15 protein-coding genes and 1 other annotated feature are annotated in these 18,453 nt (G+C 39.7%); of the genes, 12 read left to right on the top strand and 3 right to left on the bottom strand.

Annotation, left to right across the window (positions count from 1 at the left end; all coding sequences use genetic code 11):
* The first annotated feature begins 27 nt into the window (after window positions 1-27).
* Together tgt and yajC are read left to right on the top strand one after the other, a co-directional pair.
* Window positions 28-1,167, top strand: a complete 1,140-nt coding sequence (tgt, locus tag ACE198_RS07200) for a tRNA guanosine(34) transglycosylase Tgt (RefSeq protein WP_251457532.1) — start codon at window positions 28-30, stop codon at window positions 1,165-1,167.
* Between the two features lie 29 nt (window positions 1,168-1,196).
* Window positions 1,197-1,487, top strand: coding sequence for a preprotein translocase subunit YajC (yajC, locus tag ACE198_RS07195; RefSeq protein ID WP_098575610.1), 291 nt, complete (start codon window positions 1,197-1,199; stop codon window positions 1,485-1,487).
* A 46-nt stretch (window positions 1,488-1,533) separates the two neighbouring features.
* On the opposite strand, the gene ACE198_RS07190 is transcribed toward yajC, so the two are convergent.
* Complete coding sequence (locus ACE198_RS07190; protein WP_251457647.1) at window positions 1,534-1,896, bottom strand: TIGR04086 family membrane protein; 363 nt, start codon at window positions 1,894-1,896, stop codon at window positions 1,534-1,536.
* A gap of 258 nt (window positions 1,897-2,154) precedes the next feature.
* On the opposite strand from ACE198_RS07190, the gene ACE198_RS07185 reads away from it, so the two are divergent.
* Window positions 2,155-2,814 carry a DUF421 domain-containing protein gene (locus ACE198_RS07185; protein WP_251457529.1) on the top strand — a complete coding sequence of 220 codons (660 nt, stop codon included), beginning with the start codon at window positions 2,155-2,157 and terminating at the stop codon, window positions 2,812-2,814.
* Between the two features lie 33 nt (window positions 2,815-2,847).
* Here ACE198_RS07185 and spoVB read toward each other — a convergent pair whose 3' ends face one another.
* The gene (gene spoVB, locus ACE198_RS07180) at window positions 2,848-4,395 is read right to left on the bottom strand and encodes a stage V sporulation protein B (protein WP_251457526.1); all 1,548 of its coding nucleotides are present in this window, start codon (window positions 4,393-4,395) and stop codon (window positions 2,848-2,850) included.
* 138 nt (window positions 4,396-4,533) lie between these two features.
* Here spoVB and ACE198_RS07175 point away from each other — a divergent pair, with 138 nt between their 5' ends.
* The 6 genes from ACE198_RS07175 to dtd all read left to right on the top strand — a co-directional run bounded on the left by ACE198_RS07175 (window position 4,534) and on the right by dtd (window position 13,039).
* Window positions 4,534-4,830, top strand: coding sequence for a post-transcriptional regulator (locus ACE198_RS07175; RefSeq protein WP_251457521.1), 297 nt, complete (start codon window positions 4,534-4,536; stop codon window positions 4,828-4,830).
* Between the two features lie 144 nt (window positions 4,831-4,974).
* Window positions 4,975-7,239 carry a protein translocase subunit SecDF gene (gene secDF / locus ACE198_RS07170; RefSeq protein WP_375375085.1) on the top strand — a complete coding sequence of 755 codons (2,265 nt, stop codon included), beginning with the start codon at window positions 4,975-4,977 and terminating at the stop codon, window positions 7,237-7,239.
* A gap of 100 nt (window positions 7,240-7,339) precedes the next feature.
* Entirely contained in the window at window positions 7,340-9,703 is a 2,364-nt protein-coding gene (gene recJ / locus ACE198_RS07165; protein WP_375375084.1) for a single-stranded-DNA-specific exonuclease RecJ, read from the top strand.
* Window positions 9,694-10,206: an adenine phosphoribosyltransferase gene (locus tag ACE198_RS07160; protein WP_026563464.1), complete on the top strand. Its 513-nt coding sequence runs from the start codon at window positions 9,694-9,696 to the stop codon at window positions 10,204-10,206. Before recJ ends, ACE198_RS07160 begins: the two co-directional genes overlap by 10 nt.
* Window positions 10,207-10,385: 179 nt before the next feature.
* Window positions 10,386-12,584 (top strand): RelA/SpoT family protein, encoded by a 2,199-nt coding sequence (locus ACE198_RS07155; RefSeq protein ID WP_098575603.1) that lies wholly within the window; start codon window positions 10,386-10,388, stop codon window positions 12,582-12,584.
* Between the two features lie 11 nt (window positions 12,585-12,595).
* Complete coding sequence (dtd, locus tag ACE198_RS07150) at window positions 12,596-13,039, top strand: D-aminoacyl-tRNA deacylase (RefSeq protein ID WP_251457512.1); 444 nt, start codon at window positions 12,596-12,598, stop codon at window positions 13,037-13,039.
* A gap of 46 nt (window positions 13,040-13,085) precedes the next feature.
* On the opposite strand, the gene ACE198_RS07145 is transcribed toward dtd, so the two are convergent.
* Window positions 13,086-14,597: an N-acetylmuramoyl-L-alanine amidase family protein gene (locus ACE198_RS07145; RefSeq protein WP_375375083.1), complete on the bottom strand. Its 1,512-nt coding sequence runs from the start codon at window positions 14,595-14,597 to the stop codon at window positions 13,086-13,088.
* A 165-nt stretch (window positions 14,598-14,762) separates the two neighbouring features.
* Between ACE198_RS07145 and ACE198_RS07140 the strand changes: the two genes are divergently transcribed.
* The 3 genes from ACE198_RS07140 to aspS all read left to right on the top strand — a co-directional run bounded on the left by ACE198_RS07140 (window position 14,763) and on the right by aspS (window position 18,394).
* Entirely contained in the window at window positions 14,763-14,939 is a 177-nt protein-coding gene (locus ACE198_RS07140; RefSeq protein ID WP_186328577.1) for a hypothetical protein, read from the top strand.
* 60 nt (window positions 14,940-14,999) lie between these two features.
* Window positions 15,000-15,241 (top strand) — a binding site (T-box leader).
* Between the two features lie 98 nt (window positions 15,242-15,339).
* Window positions 15,340-16,611, top strand: coding sequence for a histidine--tRNA ligase (gene hisS / locus ACE198_RS07135; protein ID WP_098575600.1), 1,272 nt, complete (start codon window positions 15,340-15,342; stop codon window positions 16,609-16,611).
* Window positions 16,612-16,624: 13 nt separating this feature from the next.
* Window positions 16,625-18,394, top strand: a complete 1,770-nt coding sequence (gene aspS / locus ACE198_RS07130; RefSeq protein WP_251457505.1) for an aspartate--tRNA ligase — start codon at window positions 16,625-16,627, stop codon at window positions 18,392-18,394.
* The last annotated feature ends 59 nt before the right edge of the window (window positions 18,395-18,453 follow it).

Genomic DNA, 18,453 nt, shown 5'->3' with positions numbered 1-18,453 from the left:
GATTGCCTTAGGAAGGAGATAAAAATTTTGACTGCTATTCGTTATGAATTAATAAAGACATGTAAACAAACAGGGGCCCGGCTAGGCCGAGTCCATACCCCGCACGGATCATTTGATACTCCTGCATTTATGCCTGTTGGTACACTTGCTACGGTAAAAACAATGGCACCTGAAGATTTAAAGGAAATGGGTGCAGGAATTATATTAAGTAACACCTATCATCTATGGCTAAGACCTGGACATGAAATCATTAAGGAAGCGGGCGGATTGCATAAATTTATGAACTGGGATCGTGCAATCCTTACCGATTCGGGTGGGTTTCAGGTGTTTAGTTTAAGTGAATTCCGTAAAATTGAAGAAGAAGGAGTTCATTTCCGCAACCATATGAGTGGTGAAAAATTATTTTTATCACCAGAAAAGGCGATGGAAATTCAAAATGCTCTTGGTTCCGATATTATGATGGCCTTTGATGAGTGCCCGCCATTTCCTGCCACTTATGAGTATATGCAAAAGTCTGTGGAGCGAACATCACGCTGGGCGGAGCGTTGTTTAACTGCCCATAGCCGTCCGAATGACCAAGGTTTATTTGGAATCGTTCAAGGGGGAGAATATGAGGAACTTCGCAAGCAGAGTGCGAAAGACCTTGTTTCCTTAGATTTTCCAGGCTATGCTGTTGGAGGATTGTCAGTCGGTGAGCCAAAAGATGTCATGAACCGTGTCCTTGAGTTTACGACACCATTGTTACCAACGAATAAACCGCGTTATTTAATGGGAGTGGGATCACCAGATTCATTAATTGACGGCTCGATTCGCGGAATTGATATGTTTGACTGTGTATTGCCAACACGAATTGCCAGAAATGGAACATTGATGACCAGCACAGGACGACTTGTCGTGAAAAATGCTCAATACGCAAGAGATTTTGGCCCACTTGATGAAAATTGTGATTGCTACACCTGCCGAAATTACAGCCGTGCATACATCCGCCACTTAATAAAATGCGATGAAACGTTTGGAATTCGTTTAACGTCTTACCATAATCTTTATTTTCTGTTAAGATTAATGGAGAAAGTCAGACAAGCCATCATGGAAGACCGGCTTGGTGATTTCAGAGAAGAATTTTTTGAACGTTATGGTTTTAACAAACCGAACGCGAAAAATTTCTAATAGATGTTTATTGAAAGGAGGGAAACAAGATGTCTGGAGGAATTGGTACAATCATTCCATTAATATTAATGTTTGTGTTATTTTATTTCCTATTAATTCGCCCGCAACAAAAGCGCCAAAAAGCGGTTCAGCAAATGCAAAACGATTTAAAAAAGGGTGATAAAATCGTCACGATTGGCGGACTACATGGTTTTATAGATTCAATTGATGATAATAAAGCCGTAATTAAATGTGGTGACGGAAGCCGTCTTACATTTGACCGTAATGCTATTCGTGAAGTCACTGCTGATGCAGGCGAAAGCGTAAACCTTTCAAAATAATAACTAGCAAAAAAGGAAGCCGCGAGTCGGCTTCCTTTTTTTTAGATTACACAGATCTTCGAGAATTGTTTGTAGATATATTTACCCCTAAAATACCACCCATCATCGCAATTAATGTGTAGCAAGTATGGTAAATCACTTGTTCGGCATCAAACAAGCGATCATATCCTAAGTACTGGAACAAAAAGACAATGACCGAGTAGATTAAGCCAGTCATTCCCCCAATAAGCCAGCCCTTTTCTTTTCTTTTTCCACCGGATAAAAAACCGCCTCCGAATAGCCCGATAAATGATAATGCTGTAATTACGTATTGGAGTGATACCTCCCGTGCAGACGTGAACCTAAGAATAAACGCAAATATTAGGCTGCTAATTACAGCAAAAACGAGAATAAAAATTAATCCGTACAGAATGGAAGTGCCAAAGCTTTTTGATTCGATTTTAACTCTCCCCCTTCAATTGCCCTTTAGGCTGGCATTTATATAAACTCTTTCGTGCCACCCTCTAGTAAAGTTTCTTCCTAGTACAAGCGTATTCGTGGATTGGGAAAAGTAGAATAAATTTTATAGAATTTTTCAAACGGAAGAGGGTGTTGGTATTTTATTCCGCTAATTTTTCACTTTAAAATGCAAACAATATCGTTGAATGTAAAAAAAGGGGCGACAGTTATGGAAGAATATGTGACGATTGTGTTTCGAACATTGTTTTTTTATGTACTTATCCTAGTTATTTTTCGTGTTATGGGGAAAAGGGAAATTGGAGAATTAAGTATTCTGGATCTCGTTGTTTTTATCATGATTGGTGAAATGGCTGTTGTTTCAATCGATGAACCAAAGGATCCTTTGATTTATACAGTTGTCCCCATGATTTTACTAATGCTCATTCAAATACTTCTAGCACTCATTTCTTTAAAAAGTAAAAAATTTCGTAATCTCATTGATGGACAGCCAAGCATTATTATTAATCGGGGGAAAATTGATGAGAAAGCAATGCGGAAGCAGCGGTACAATTTTGATGATTTAATGACACAGCTCCGTGAAAAGGACATCCGTAGTATTGCTGACGTTGAGTTTGCAATTCTTGAATCCTCTGGAAGTTTGTCCGTCATTGAAAAGATAAAGAATGAAAACGCAGAATCTCAGCAAGGCGATATTACGATTCCTTTAATACTAGATGGGAATATTGATGATGAAAATTTACTTAGAATTAATAAAACAAATCTCTGGCTGCGGCAGGAGTTGAAAAAACAGGGCTATCGGGATGTTAAAAAGATCTCCTTTTGTAGCTATGAAAACGGAAAGTTCTTTATTGATTTAAAGGATGAATGAACAAAAGACACGCTCGGGCGTGTCTTATTTCTTTTATACAAATAAATTTCCAATCCAAGGAATCCGTTTTAGTTCATCCCTTTTAATTAGACCTAACATTAGAACCAAAACAATATAGGAAATGGTCATAGTTAGTAATGATAATAGGACTCTTATGGTTAACACTTCATTTAGAAATAGGTGTGCAAATGACCAATATCCAAGCCAGCCAGATCCACCCATAACAAGAAATCCCTTTACATAATCACGAACATAAAACGAAAAGGAAATCTTTTTTAGTACAGTGGCAAAGTGAAGAATGGTCACTAAAACAAAGCCGACGAGAATGCCTATTGCCACCCCATTAATACCAAAGGAAGCTTGGGACGCCAATAAAAAGATGACGGCTGTTTTAACGATGGCCCCAATCAGACTATTAATCATAGCAGCTCGGGCAAGATTCAACGCCTGCAATACTGCTTGTAATGGACCTTGATAGTAATAGAATAGGAAGAAAGGAGCCATCAATCGAATAAAATAAGAGCCCTTTGCTGAGCCATACATAAGTTGCATTAACGGGTCAGCCAATACATAGAGAACAACAACGGCCAATCCACCTGATAAGAAGGCAAACCTTAAAGCTTGTTGTAATCGATATTCAATTAACTTCTTGTTGTTTTGGGTATTGGCTTCACTAATCGCCGGGACGAGTGAAGTGGCTAAAGAGAAAGTGATGAAAGACGGTAACATCAATAGCGGCATGGCAAAACCAGTTAATGCCCCATATTGTTTGGTGGCTTCGACGGTGACGACACCTGCAAGGGCTAAGCTATGAACCACAACAATAGGTTCAAAAAACCATGCCACCGAACCAATCATTCGGCTTCCCATGGTTGGCAAGGCAATATCCATTAAGTCTTTAAATGTTTGTTTCCCACTGTGAACAAATTGAAAGAATTTTTTCCGGAGCCTAAATCGTTTTTTTAATTTAAAAGTTGTCATTAAATAAATAAGTGAGACAAGTTCACCAATCACAGAAGCGATCATGGCAGCTGCGGCTGCATATTCAATTCCATAAGGAAGAAACGCTCTTGTCATTACGGCAATCAGGGAAATTCGAACAATTTGTTCTAAAACTTGTGAAATTGCAGACGGACGCATCTGTTGTCTACCTTGAAAGTACCCTCTTAACACAGAGGAAATCGCAATCACGGGAACAACTGGAGCGATCGCAATTAAAGGATAAAATGTCCGCGGGTCGGTAAACAATGTTTTCGACAGCAGTGGTGCAAGTAATAATAGTGCAGGGGTAAAAATAAGGGACAGAGAAATCGTTATCGCTAGGGAGACAACCAGAATTTTTTTAATCTCTGCAAAATTTCCCTTCGCTTCTGCTTCGGCCACATTTTTTGAAATAGCTACAGGCAGTCCCATCTGAGTGAGCGTCACTACTAGAATAAAGGTAGGAAACGCCATCATGTATAAGCCCACTCCTTCTTCCCCTATACTCCGAGCTATAACAATCCGATTTATGAAACCAAGGACTCTTGTGACAAGGCCTGCGATTAATAGGATAAAGGTCCCTTTTAAAAACTTCGACATGCTGATTCCCACCTTCTCAAATAAGAAGAATTCATATACAATTAACTATATGCGTAAGGGTGGACAAAGCATGACAAGTTGTATCAGCTTTTTGGCAAGGTTCAATTAATGGGGAGATTTTCCAAGGAGGCAGTCGTAATGGATGAAAGTCACAGATTCGAACATTTTCGCTCCCAAGTCCAGCCAGCCGTAGCGAGTAAACTTATAGAGTTTCAGTTGCTAGGGCTTGATTCGGTAACAGAGGAGGAATTTTGGGTTTTTTTAATTAAGAAAAAGTGGAAAAAAATCAAGAAAGAAATGAAACTGTACGAAATGATCCAAGAAATTCTGTCTGTTAAAGCAAGTGATTATCTCAATTTTGCGACGATAGAGGCCTATAAAGCTTCCGACTTCTCCATGGATGATGAAGATGAATTGAAGGAACTTTTAAAATAGAAATAAGATAGACCTTCATATTATTGTAAATTGACAGCCAATCCATATTCTTTCATAATGAAGGAAGTGACTTTTTTCTTATTTTCATATAAGGATTAGACGGAACAGTGCCGATGCACATGCATTAAGGAGGAACAATACATAATGGTAAAGCGCAGTAGAATCGTTGCTTTCTTACTTGTGGTCCTAATTATCGGAAGCACAATGGGGGCAACAACAAAGAACATCCTAAACAATATGAAACTTGGACTGGATCTTCAAGGTGGATTTGAAGTTCTGTACGATGTGAAGGAAGCAAAAAAAGGACAAAAAATTGACAAAAATGTAATGGCTAGTACCGCTGAGGCACTTGATAAGCGTATTAATGTCCTTGGTGTCAGTGAACCGAGTATCCAGATTGAGGGAAAGAATCGCGTTCGTGTGCAGCTTGCTGGTGTCACAGATCAGAATAAAGCTCGTGAAATCTTATCTACACAAGCAAATCTTACCTTCAGGGATGCCAATGATAAATTGATGATGGATGGTTCCGACTTAAAACAAGGCGGTGCCAAGCAAACATTTGATGAAAACGGAGCACCAAGCGTTTCCCTAACATTAAAGAGTGCCGATAAGTTCCGCAAGGTAACTGAACAAATAAAGAATATGGCACCTAATAATGTTCTTGTTATTTGGCTTGATTTTGAAGAAGGAAAAGATTCCTTCAAAAAAGAGGTAACAAAGGCAAATCCTAAGTATTTATCAGCACCAACTGTAAATCAAATCTTTAATCAAAATACAGTTTCAATTGTTGGTAGTTTCACATCTAAAGAAGCTCAAACTTTGTCATCACTTTTAAATGCGGGTTCGTTACCTGTTAAACTTGATGAGGTTTATTCCACCTCTGTTGGAGCGAAGTTTGGTGAACAAGCATTACATGATACGATTTTCGCAGGAATCATCGGTGTCATTATTATCTATCTGTTTATGATTTTCTATTATCGTTTTCCAGGCCTTATTGCTACCGTTACGCTAACTATTTTTACTTATCTAGTTCTATTAATTTTCGATTGGATGAATGGGGTTCTGACTTTACCAGGAATTGCCGCGATTATCCTCGGGATTGGTATGGCCGTCGATGCCAATATTATTACGTATGAACGGATTAGAGAAGAATTAAAAGTTGGCAGATCCATTAAATCAGCATTCCAGGCTGGTGAGAAGCATGCATTTACCGCTATTCTTGATGCAAACTTAACGACAATCTTAACAGCAGGTGTGTTATTCTTTTACGGGACAAGTTCGGTAAAAGGTTTTGCGACCATGTTAATCGTGAGTGTCCTTATGAGCTTTCTTACCAATGTTTATGGTGCGAGGTTATTGCTCGGGCTATGGGTTCACAGTGGTTTCTTAAACAACAAACCAGGTTGGTTTGCTGTACGCAAGTCCCAAATTAAATCTATTAACGATAATGTAGATACAGTTGATCTACCTACTCGTTTTGATAAAATTGATTTTGTAAAACTTAGAAATAAAGTATTTATCCTTTCGGGAGTTCTCATTGTCGCTGGGATTATCGCGATCGCTATTTTCCGTATGAATTTAGGGATTGATTTTTCAAGTGGAACACGGGTAGAAGTTCAATCGAAAACACCTTTAACAACCGAACAGGTGGAAGCTGCATTTACGAAGCATCATTTAGATCCAGACGATATCGTTATTTCTGGTGATAAAAAGCAAATTGGGGCAGTCCGAATGATTGGAGTCCTTTCTAAAGATGAAATTTCTACGTTAAAAGCAGATTTTAAAGAGCAATTTGGCTTTGAGCCGAATGTCAGCACAGTTTCTCCAACTGTTGGTAAAGAACTGGCGAAGAATGCCTTTATTGCCGTCTTATTAGCATCAATCGGTATCATTCTTTATGTATCGATCCGATTTGAAGCATATATGGCAATCGCAGCGGTTGCTGCCATCCTTCATGATGCCTTTTTCATGATTGCTATTTTCAGTATCACAAGACTAGAAGTAGATTTAACCTTTATTGCAGCAGTTTTAACGATTATTGGTTACTCCAATCATGATACGATTGTTACTTTTGATAGAATTCGTGAGAATATGCAAAAGAAAAAACGACTCAAAACTGTTCAAGATATTGCTGATGTGGTCAATGTAAGTATTCGTCAAACATTAACCCGGTCATTTAACACTGTTTTAACCGTCCTAATTACTGTATTGTGCTTAATGATTTTTGGAAGCCCATCAATTCTCAATTTCTCCATCGCATTATTTGTAGGATTGGTAATCGGTGTTTATTCTTCCGTCTTTGTCGCAGGTTCTTTATGGTATGTTATGAAGTGTAAAGAATTGAAGAAGAAAGGCGTTATTAAAACGGTAAAAGAAAAAAGAAAATACTCTGATCAACCACAAGTGTAAGTTTTCGAAAAAAACCGCAGATCCTCTGCGGTTTTTTCTTTTCATTGAATCCTGTCCTGTACTCCTGTATAATGAGAAAGTCTGAGGGGTGAACATACACATGTTAAGTTCGAAAACTAGATGGATTGTTCGGAAATCCGATGAGCAACTAATAAAAAAGCTTGAAACTGAATTGAAAATTACGCCTCTTGTCGCTTCACTGCTTGTTAACCGTGGCTTTGATACCGTTGAATCAGCACGGTATTTTTTATTTGGAAAGGAAGAGTTTCACGATCCTTTTCTTCTAAAAGGGATGGATATAGCTGTAAATAGAATTCGTCAAGCCATTGAACAGCAAGAGCCGATTCTTATTTTTGGTGATTATGATGCGGATGGAGTAAGCAGTACATCCGTATTGATGATTACACTTCGAGAACTTGGAGCCAATGTCCAATTTTATATCCCTAACCGCTTCACTGAAGGTTACGGTCCGAATGAGACTGCATTCCGGCATGCAGCGGAAAATGGAATAAAGTTGATTATTACTGTGGATACTGGAATATCTGCTGTACATGAGGCAGCCGTTGCCGAAGAGCTTGGATTAGATCTAATTATTACTGATCACCATGAGCCAGGTCCGGTATTACCAACGGCACTTGCAATTATTCATCCAAAGCTCCCCGATAGTACCTATCCGTTTCGAGAGTTGGCTGGAGTAGGTGTTGCCTTTAAATTAGCCCATGCCCTCTACGGAAAAGTACCAGATCATTTATTGGAGATTGCTGTAATTGGGACAATTGCTGATTTAGTCTCTCTAAAAGATGAGAATCGACTGATTGCTAAAAAAGGACTTGAAAAGTTAAAAACAACCAAAAATATTGGCTTGAAAGCCATATTAAAACTGGCAGGGGTTGATCCACTGTCAATAAATGAAGAAACGATTGGTTTTACACTCGCACCAAGGATTAACGCCGTAGGCCGCTTAGAAGATGCTGACCTTGCCGTCCAGCTTATCTTAACAGATGACCCGATTGAGGCAGAGACCTTGGCAGCGGAAATGGATGACCTTAATAAGTTAAGACAGTCTATTGTTAATGCAATTACGGCAGAGGCAATGGAAGAGGTTGAAACACACTTCCCAATTGATACCAATAAGGTTCTTGTCATCGGTAAGGAAGGCTGGAATGCTGGTGTTATAGGAATTGTTGCCTCCCGTCTGGTTGAAAAGTATTACCGTCCGGTAATTATTTTGAATTTTGATCCAGAAAAAGGGGTAGCTAAGGGTTCTGCCCGTAGTATTGCTGGTTTTGATCTCTTTAAGAATTTATCAACCTGCCGTGACATTCTTCCTCACTTTGGCGGACATCCAATGGCAGCAGGAATGACCTTAAAGCTAGAAGATGTTGCTGGACTCCGCACACGATTGAATACACTTGCTGAGGAGCAGCTTACGGATGAAGATTTTATTCCGGTCACCTATCTTGATGAGGAAGTCCAGCTGGAACATGTAAATTTATCTTCTTTAGATGAGATGAGTCTTTTAGCTCCTTTTGGTATGGACAATCCTAAGCCAAAAGTTTTAATAAATAATGTGGATATCACAAGTATGAGAAAAATCGGCAGTGAGCAAAACCATTTAAAGCTCCTTGTAAAAGAGAAGGATGCAAATCTGGATGGCGTCGGTTTTGGACTGGGCCACCTGGTGGACCATATCTCACCTGCATCAAAAATTTCGTTAATTGGAGAATTATCTGTCAACGAATGGAACAATATACGTAAACCACAAATTTTTATTCATGATATCGCAGTTGAGTCATGGCAATTATTTGATTATCGAGGACAAAAGAGAATCAACAGTCTTTCAAATACAGTCCCAGCGGAAAATCGGAAATTTATTATTTTTAATGAAGAGCACCTTGAAAAAATAAACCCTAATTTGATGCCCGAGACCATTCTAATTCAGGATATAGAAGCAGCAAAAGCTTTCGATGGGAAAAAGGCAAACATTGTTCTGGTTGATTTTCCATCCTCGAAAGAGATTCTCAAGGTTTTATTTAAAGGGAAACAACCTGCGAGGATTTATGCTTATTTTTATAAAGAATCGAGTGATTTCTTTAGTACGGTTCCGACCCGAGACCATTTTAAATGGTTTTATGCTTTTCTCTTAAAGAAGGGGCCGATTGATCTTAAACGTAATGCTGATGATCTTGCTAAACACCGCGGTTGGTCGCAGGAAACCATTAACTTTATGTCAAAGGTGTTTTCTGACCTGGATTTTGTTACAATAAACAATGGATTTATTACTTTAAAAACTGGAGCGCAAAAGCGTGACTTAACTTACTCACGAACCTATCAGTTAAAACAAGCACAATATGAACTGGAAAGAGAGTTATTATTTTCGTCCTTTCAGGAATTAAAAGGCTGGTTCGATCAAGTAATTCAAGAGTCGGTTGAATTTGAGGAGGCAATTACAGAATGGACTTAAAGGAATTTATTACAATTGTGCCTGACTGGCCAAAAGAGGGTATTAAATTTAAAGATATTACACCGTTAATGAATAATGGTGAAGCATATAAATATGCAACAGACCAAATCGTTGCATACGCCAAAGAACGTAAGATTGATATTATCGTTGGACCTGAAGCTCGTGGTTTCATTATTGGTTGTCCTGTGGCTTATGCCTTAGGTATTGGTTTTGCCCCTGTTCGTAAAGAAGGAAAGCTTCCTAGAGAAACCATTAAGGTAGGATATGGTCTTGAATATGGAAAGGATATTCTAACCATCCATAAAGATGCTATTAAGCCAGGGCAACGCGTCCTTATCACGGATGATTTATTAGCTACTGGTGGAACAATTGATGCTACGATTCAATTAGTGGAGCAACTTGGCGGTGTTGTTGCCGGTATCGCTTTCCTAGTTGAGTTAAGCTATTTAGAAGGCAGACAAAAACTTGATGGTTATGATGTTTTAACATTAATGCATTATTAAACCATTAGTGAGGGCACTCGAAGCGCGAGTGCTCTCTTTATATAATAAAAAAACTTCTCAATCCCTTTACATCTTGGCTATTTTTTTCGATAATAGTAACAATCGTTCATATTCAAGGAACTAATTTTTAGCGAATGACATTTATATAAATAAATTGAGACGAAAATAAAGGTGATTTCATGGCGAATGATTTAGTGTTGACAGCCGACCAAGTCATCGACAAGACTCGGAACTACTTAAATGAGGAACATGTTGAATTAGTAAAAAATGCATACGAATTCGCAAAACATGCTCATCGTGAACAATATCGAAAATCGGGAGAACCCTACATTATCCACCCCATCCAGGTTGCGGGCATTTTAGCTGACTTGGAGATGGATCCTGCTACGGTTGCTGCTGGTTTTCTTCACGACGTCGTAGAAGATACGAGTGTATCCTTAAAAGATATCGAAACAGCTTTTAATGACGAAGTGGCGATGCTTGTCGACGGTGTAACAAAATTAGGGAAAATTAAATATAAATCTCACGAGGAACAGCAAGCAGAAAATCACAGAAAAATGTTTGTGGCCATGGCTCAGGATATCCGGGTTATTCTGATTAAGCTTGCCGACCGTTTGCATAATATGCGGACACTTAAACATCTTCCTGTAGAAAAACAGCGTCGGATTTCAAATGAAACACTTGAAATTTTTGCACCTTTGGCACATCGTCTTGGGATCTCTAAGATTAAATGGGAGCTCGAAGATACAGCATTAAGGTATTTAAATCCGCAGCAATACTATCGAATTGTTAACCTAATGAAAAAGAAGCGGGCCGAACGCGAGCAATATTTAGAGGATGTCATTGACGAAGTAAAAAGCAGAATGGGAGAAGTGGCTATTAAAGCAGAACTTTCTGGCCGCCCAAAGCATATTTATAGTATTTACCGAAAAATGGCTTTGCAAAATAAGCAATTCAGTGAAATTTATGATTTACTAGCTGTCCGCATCGTCGTGAACAGTATTAAAGATTGCTATGCTGTCCTAGGAATCATTCACACCTGCTGGAAACCGATGCCTGGCCGGTTTAAGGATTATATTGCGATGCCTAAACCGAATATGTATCAATCGTTGCACACCACTGTAATTGGCCCAAAGGGAGATCCGCTTGAAGTTCAGATTAGGACGAAGGAAATGCATCGGATAGCCGAATTCGGGGTTGCTGCTCACTGGGCGTATAAAGAGGGCAAAGAAGCAATGAATGATACCACCACGTTTGAACAAAAACTAACCTGGTTTAGAGAGATCCTTGAATTTCAAAATGATACCGCTAATGCGGAAGAGTTTATGGAGTCATTGAAAATCGACTTATTTTCCGATATGGTGTTTATATTTACGCCAAAAGGTGATGTAATTGAGTTGCCATCTGGTTCTGTTCCTATTGATTTTGCTTATCGAATTCACTCTGAAATTGGCAATAAGACGATAGGTGCAAAAGTGAATGGCAAAATGGTTACCCTTGACTATCGACTCAAGACTGGCGATATTATTGAAATCCTTACTTCGAAACATTCATACGGTCCAAGTCAGGATTGGTTGAAGCTTGCGCAAACATCACAAGCGAAAAACAAGATCCGGGCCTTCTTTAAGAAACAGCGTCGTGATGAAAATGTGGATAAAGGTAAAGAGTTAGTAGAAAAAGAAATTCGTAATATGGAATTTGATATTAAAGAAATATTAACTACAGACAATCTGAAAAAAGTTGCTGAAAAGTTTAATTTTTCCAATGAAGAAGATATGTATGCAGCGGTGGGCTATAATGGAGTAACGGCCTTACAGGTGGCAAACCGTTTAACTGAGAAATGGCGTAAAAAGAGAGATCAGGAACAAAGTTCGAATATTACGAATGCCATAACGGATTTAAAGACTTTCCCAGCAACGAAAAAGCGGGAATCCGGTGTCCGAGTATCAGGCATCGATAATTTATTGATTCGCTTATCAAGATGCTGTAACCCTGTACCTGGAGATGAAATCGTAGGTTTTATTACGAAAGGCCGCGGGGTATCTGTTCATCGCTCGGACTGTACGAATATTGATTCGAATGATGCACAGTCAAGGTTAATTCCGGTTGAATGGGAATCATCTTTAAATGACCGGAAAGAATATAATGTTGACATTGAAATTAGCGGCTATGATCGCAGAGGGCTTCTGAATGAGGTGCTTCAAGCGGTAAATGAAACAAAAACAAATATTTCTGCGGTTTCTGGTAAAACAGATCGGAATAAAATGGCTACGATAAACATGTCGATTGCCATCCATAATGTGGCCCACTTGCAAAAGGTGGTCGAACGCATTAAACAGATCCCGGATATCTATTCAGTACGTCGAATGATGAATTAAGGAGTTTCAGAATGCGTGTTGTTGTGCAAAGAAGTAAAAATGCCAGCGTAACCGTTGCTGGGGAAGTAACGGGGGAAATAACCAAAGGACTAGTCCTGCTTGTCGGTGTGACCCATGAAGACAAACAAGAGGACGCTGCCTATCTTGCTGATAAAATTGCTAATCTCCGTATTTTTGAAGATGAAGACGGAAAGATGAATTTTTCTTTAATGGATGTCGGTGGTGAAATTCTTTCCGTTTCGCAATTTACCCTTTACGGGGATTGTCGAAAGGGAAGAAGGCCTAATTTCATGGGTGCGGCACGTCCAGAACAGGCTGTTGAACTTTATGAGGTTTTTAATAGCTTGCTTCGTGAAAAAGGCATCCGTGTGGAAACCGGTATTTTCGGTGCGATGATGGATGTTGAACTAATCAATGACGGTCCCGTAACGTTGATTATTGATAGTAAAGCATAAAAAGGCTTAGCACTTAATCAAGTGCTGAGCCTTTTTTTTTCGAAGTTTATTCATTTTCTTTAAAGTAGCGGGCCAGTCCATCAAACATCCCCGCTGCCGCATTTTCTTGGAATCCAGCAGATGTTATTACCATTTCTTCAGCTGGATTGCTTAAATAGCCTAGTTCCATTAAAACAGCTTTTTGACTATTTTCACGGATGACATGGAAATCACCAAAACGGACGCCCCGACTAGTCATTTTCGTTTGACCGACGGTTGATGCAAAAATGGATTCAGCAAGGGCTTGTTGATAAGAGTGATAATAATAGCCAGTCATACCGCGGGTACTTGGATCAACATTGCTATCGTAATGGAGACTGATAAAGGCATCCGCATTGTAAGAACTTGCTATATTCACACGAGAGGCTAGTTGTAAGTAAGAATCATTTATTCTCGTTATGTAAACATTAGCCCCTGCTGCCATTAATTTATCTGACAAAAGTTGTGCCGTCCGAAGTGTAAGGTCTTTTTCATATGTTCCGCTGACACCCGTTGCCCCTTTATCCGTACCGCCATGCCCTGGATCAAGGACAATCGTTTTATTTTTAAGATAGCCTTCAGCGCCTTGCTTTTTAATCTGTGGGTTGTTCCCGTTAACGGAAACCAGCCAGCCAGCAATATAACCAATTCTTCCGTTTTCTAACTTAACTTCATACCAGTCATTGATGATGCTTTTTACGGAATATGCTGCACCTGTATTGGTCCGTTCGATAACATCTGACTGTACATCTGGACCTTTGCGGATATTTGTCCCGTTATTTATTATCGTAATAATAGTTTCCTTCACGGTTTGTCCAGTTTGAGTTTTGGAAGTCTCTTTCTCGAGAAACCAGCCGGCTACCCACCCGAAACTACCAGACTGGTACTCTATCTTTGCCCAATTATTCAATTCTTCTACGATCGTAAAACGTTGCCCCATAGTTACAGTTCCAATAAGGTTGGAATTCAATGAGGCATTTGAGCGGACACTAAGGCTGTCGGCTGTTACTGTTCCAATCAAGCCATTCCTTTTTGCCGTACCTGAAGATGTGTCACCTGCTGCTTGGACGTCAATAAAATCAGAGATAACCCAGCCTCTTACATTTGAAAAACCAATCTCCAGCCAATTATCTTGTTTCGAATATATGGTGACGCTTGTCCCATAGGTAAGTTTCCCAACAACTGAGCTTAATGCGGAAGGTTCCTGGCGCATATTTAAGGTATCAGCATTCACCATACCGTAATTAGTTTTTATAGCCGAATTGGTTTCTTTGGTGACGAGCCAATTAACGAGCCAGCCTGTTTGACCATTTGCAAGTTCAATTTCAATCCAATCGCCTTGTTCTTTCACAATCGGATACTTTTCGCCCCGATATACAATTTTTATTAGTGGGTAACTTAGACCTGGACCGCCGCGAAGATTGACATTATCGGTGGAAATCGTAATGGACTCTGTTGCTGCCACACTTTTACCATGAGGCATAAAAGTTATCAAAATAAGAATAATAGATAATAGCCATAAACTACCTTTTTTGACCATAAAGCCCTCCTTTTCTATTCTATTATTTTAGCGTATCAAAAGCTGAAAATCATGCCTAAATTGCTAATATTGTCCAATTTGGTGAGAAAATCCTATCAGGATGCAAGTTTTTCACGATTGGTGGAGATAATATGAGTAATGATGAAAAGGCTGAGGTGATTAGAAGTGAGAGCAAGTGAAAAAGGAATGAACATCCAATCTATGGATGGACGGCTTTTCGGTGTTGATTTTCATGATTTTATTCAAAAGGAACAGCATGCAACCTCGTTTGAACTCGCATCAGAATTCGGAATAACAATGGGTGATGTCAGAAAGTTAAAAAAACATTTAGAAAGATCATAATTGGCTATTGACAATATCTGCGATGCTCCGTAATATTAATTAAATAAAATGACATATTGTGATATACCAATGATGGAGCATAGTAATTAAGCAAACTCATGAATAGAGAGGAAATGTCCTGGGCTGAAAGCATTTCTACATGGAACTTAATGAATGAACACTCCGTAGGCTTCTCTCTGAAAAAGGGTACCCTCTAGTAGGAGAAGAACGTAGCAGGCGTTAACTGTTAAAGAGGAAGTGCATGTTGTTCATGCCTTCAACTAGGGTGGCACCGCGGGATTAATCAAACTCTCGTCCCTTGTATTCATACAAGGGATGGGAGTTTTTTGTTTGTTTTTATTTAGGAAAATAGTAATAATTCCATCTACTTACATAAGAAAAAATAAGGAGGTTTTCCACTATGTCCATTAGCATTCCTCGGGGAACGCAAGACATTTTACCTGGAGAGGTAGAAAAGTGGCAACTGATTGAAGCTAAAGCGCGTGAACTTTGTGAGAAATATCAATATAAAGAGATTCGCACCCCAATATTCGAACATACAGATCTTTTTTCAAGAGGCGTTGGCGATAGCACAGATATCGTTCAGAAAGAAATGTATACATTTGAAGACCGCGGCAAACGTAGTCTAACCCTACGCCCAGAAGGTACCGCAGCAGTTGTCCGTTCTTATGTGGAGAAAAAAATGTTCGGGCTGGCTAATCAGCCGGTCAAGCTTTACTATATGGGACCGATGTTCCGATATGAACGTCCACAAGCAGGGCGCTTTCGCCAGTTTGTTCAATTCGGAATTGAAGCATTAGGAAGTAATGACCCTGCCATTGATGCAGAAGTCATTTCCCTTGCGATGAACCTATATAAAGAAATGGGTTTAAAAAAGCTGAAGTTGATTATTAATAGCCTGGGTGATAAGGAAAGCCGCGGCGCTCACCGCGATGCACTTGTCAATCACTTCAAACCAAGAATCGGTGAGTTTTGTCATGATTGTCAAAATCGACTTGAGAAAAATCCACTCCGGATCTTGGATTGTAAGCAGGACCGCGACCATGAATTGATGAAAACAGCACCATCGATTCTTGAATTCCTAAATGATTTTTCAAAGGATTATTTTGAAAAATTACAGAAGTATTTAACACAATTGGATATTCCTTTCGAGGTCGATGCCAACTTAGTTCGCGGACTCGATTATTACAACCACACGGCATTTGAAATTATGAGTAATGCTGAAGGATTTGGAGCGATCACCACGTTATGCGGCGGAGGCCGTTATAATGGTTTAGCAGAAGAAATTGGCGGACCTGAAACACCAGGTATCGGATTTGCTTTAAGTATTGAACGATTTATTGCGGCTCTCCAAGCAGAAGGGATTGAGCTTGCAGGTAACGAAGGCATTGATTGTTACCTTGCCGCACTCGGGGAGGAAGCGAAGGATTACACCGTTGGATTGTTACAGCAGCTGCGTCGTGCAGGTTTCTCAGCAGAAAGAGATTATTTGGATCGGAAAATTAAAGCTCAATTTAAAGCAGCCGATCGTCTAAGAGCTAAGTTTGTAGCGGTTTTAGGTGATGAAGAACTTAAAAATAATAAAATCAATGTAAAAAATATGGCTACAGGTGAGCAAGTAGAAATTGATTTAGCAACTTTTATTAAACAGTTCCAAGAGTTACAGGATTAAGAGGGGGATAATTATGTTTGGCAGATCATATTTTTGTGGGGAAGTCCCAGAATCAGCAGTTGGTGAAAAAATAACATTGAAGGGTTGGGTCCAAAAAAGACGTGACCTTGGCGGATTAATTTTTATTGATCTCCGCGACCGTTCAGGGATTGTTCAAGTAGTTTTTAATCCGGATTTATCACAAGAAGCATTGCAAATTGCTGAAACAATCCGTAACGAGTTTGTGTTAGATATAGTTGGAACTGTTGTAGCACGTGATGCAGCAACCTTCAATGAAAACCTGAAAACAGGGAAAATTGAAGTACAGGCAGAAAAAGTAACAATCATAAATGAAGCAAAGACACCGCCATTTATGATTTCTGATAAAACCGATGCATCTGAAGATGTCCGCTTAAAATACCGTTACCTTGATTTCCGTCGTCCGGTTATTTTTGAAACCTTAAAGATGCGTCATCAAGTGACCAAGCAAATCAGAGATTTTCTTGATGGAGAAGGCTTCTTAGATATTGAAACACCTATTTTGACAAAAAGTACCCCTGAGGGAGCACGGGATTATTTAGTGCCAAGCCGTGTTCATCCAGGCGAGTTTTATGCCCTGCCGCAATCACCACAACTGTTTAAACAATTGCTCATGGTCGGGGGCATTGAACGTTATTACCAAATTGCACGCTGCTTCCGTGATGAGGATTTACGTGCAGACCGTCAGCCAGAATTTACCCAAATCGATATCGAGACAAGCTTTTTAAGCCAGGAAGATATCATGGGAATGATGGAAAAGATGATGACAAAGTTAATGAAAGAAGTAAAAGGTGTAGACCTGCCTGAGGCATTCCCTCGGATGACCTATGACGAGGCAATGAGCCGTTATGGCTCGGATAAACCTGATACTCGTTTTGGATTAGAGCTCGTCGATCTTTCTGAAATTGTTAAGGACTCAGGCTTTAAAGTATTTGCATCGGCAGTTGCAAATGGAGGCCAAGTAAAAGCAATCAATGTGAAAGGTGCCGCTGACAATTACTCACGTAAAGACATTGATGCCTTAACAGAGTTCGTTGCTGTATATGGCGCGAAGGGGCTTGCGTGGCTTAAAGTCGATTCTGAAGGGCTAAAAGGTCCGATTGCAAAATTCTTCTCAGAAGAGGATGCCCAAGCGCTTAAAGCAACCCTTGAAGCAACAGAAGGAGATTTACTTCTATTTGTTGCTGACAAGAAAAAGGTTGTAGCCGATGCTTTAGGTGCCCTTCGCCAAAAGTTGGCCAGGGATTTAGATTTAATTGACCCAAGTTTATTCAATTTCTTATGGGTAACGGACTGGCCGCTTCTTGAGTACGATGAGGAGGAAGGACGTTATTACGCGGCTCACCATCCGTTTACGATGCCATTTAGGGAAGACCTTGAATATTTAGATTCTGACCCGTCAAAAGTCCGTGCACAGGCCTATGATATTGTCTTAAATGGATATGAGCTTGGCGGCGGATCCCTTCGTATATTCGAGCGTCCGATCCAAGAAAAAATGTTTAACATTCTTGGATTTACACCGGAACAAGCCAATGAGCAATTCGGTTTCTTATTGAATGCGTTTGAATATGGAACACCACCACACGGCGGGATCGCGCTTGGATTGGACCGATTGGTTATGCTTCTTGCTGGAAGCACCAACCTAAGAGATACCATTGCATTTCCTAAGACTGCTAGTGCCAGCTGCTTGTTAACGGATGCTCCTGGGGAAGTTTCTGAGGCCCAATTGAAGGAATTACATCTGTCACTAAATGTTAAAAAATAGCAGGAATTCGCTTTCATGAATCCTTGAATCCGGATTTTCAATATGCTATTATAAAAGCA

The sequence above is a fragment of the Neobacillus sp. KR4-4 genome (assembly GCF_042136325.1).
GTDB lineage: Bacteria > Bacillota > Bacilli > Bacillales > Cytobacillaceae > Neobacillus.
The sequence above is the reverse complement of the archived record's forward strand: the minus strand, read 5'-3'. Positions and strand labels throughout refer to the sequence as shown.

Bases quoted from the DNA above. Each gene is read 5' to 3' on its own strand.
- yajC (WP_098575610.1), top strand. From the start codon at position 1,197: ATGTCTGGAGGAATTGGTACAATCATTCCATTAATATTAATGTTTGTG.
- ACE198_RS07185 (WP_251457529.1), top strand. From the start codon at position 2,155: ATGGAAGAATATGTGACGATTGTGTTTCGAACATTGTTTTTTTATGTA.
- spoVB (WP_251457526.1), bottom strand. From the start codon at position 4,395: ATGTCGAAGTTTTTAAAAGGGACCTTTATCCTATTAATCGCAGGCCTT.
- ACE198_RS07175 (WP_251457521.1), top strand. From the start codon at position 4,534: ATGGATGAAAGTCACAGATTCGAACATTTTCGCTCCCAAGTCCAGCCA.
- secDF (WP_375375085.1), top strand. From the start codon at position 4,975: ATGGTAAAGCGCAGTAGAATCGTTGCTTTCTTACTTGTGGTCCTAATT.
- recJ (WP_375375084.1), top strand. From the start codon at position 7,340: ATGTTAAGTTCGAAAACTAGATGGATTGTTCGGAAATCCGATGAGCAA.
- ACE198_RS07160 (WP_026563464.1), top strand. From the start codon at position 9,694: ATGGACTTAAAGGAATTTATTACAATTGTGCCTGACTGGCCAAAAGAG.
- ACE198_RS07155 (WP_098575603.1), top strand. From the start codon at position 10,386: ATGGCGAATGATTTAGTGTTGACAGCCGACCAAGTCATCGACAAGACT.
- dtd (WP_251457512.1), top strand. From the start codon at position 12,596: ATGCGTGTTGTTGTGCAAAGAAGTAAAAATGCCAGCGTAACCGTTGCT.
- ACE198_RS07145 (WP_375375083.1), bottom strand. From the start codon at position 14,597: ATGGTCAAAAAAGGTAGTTTATGGCTATTATCTATTATTCTTATTTTG.
- hisS (WP_098575600.1), top strand. From the start codon at position 15,340: ATGTCCATTAGCATTCCTCGGGGAACGCAAGACATTTTACCTGGAGAG.
- aspS (WP_251457505.1), top strand. From the start codon at position 16,625: ATGTTTGGCAGATCATATTTTTGTGGGGAAGTCCCAGAATCAGCAGTT.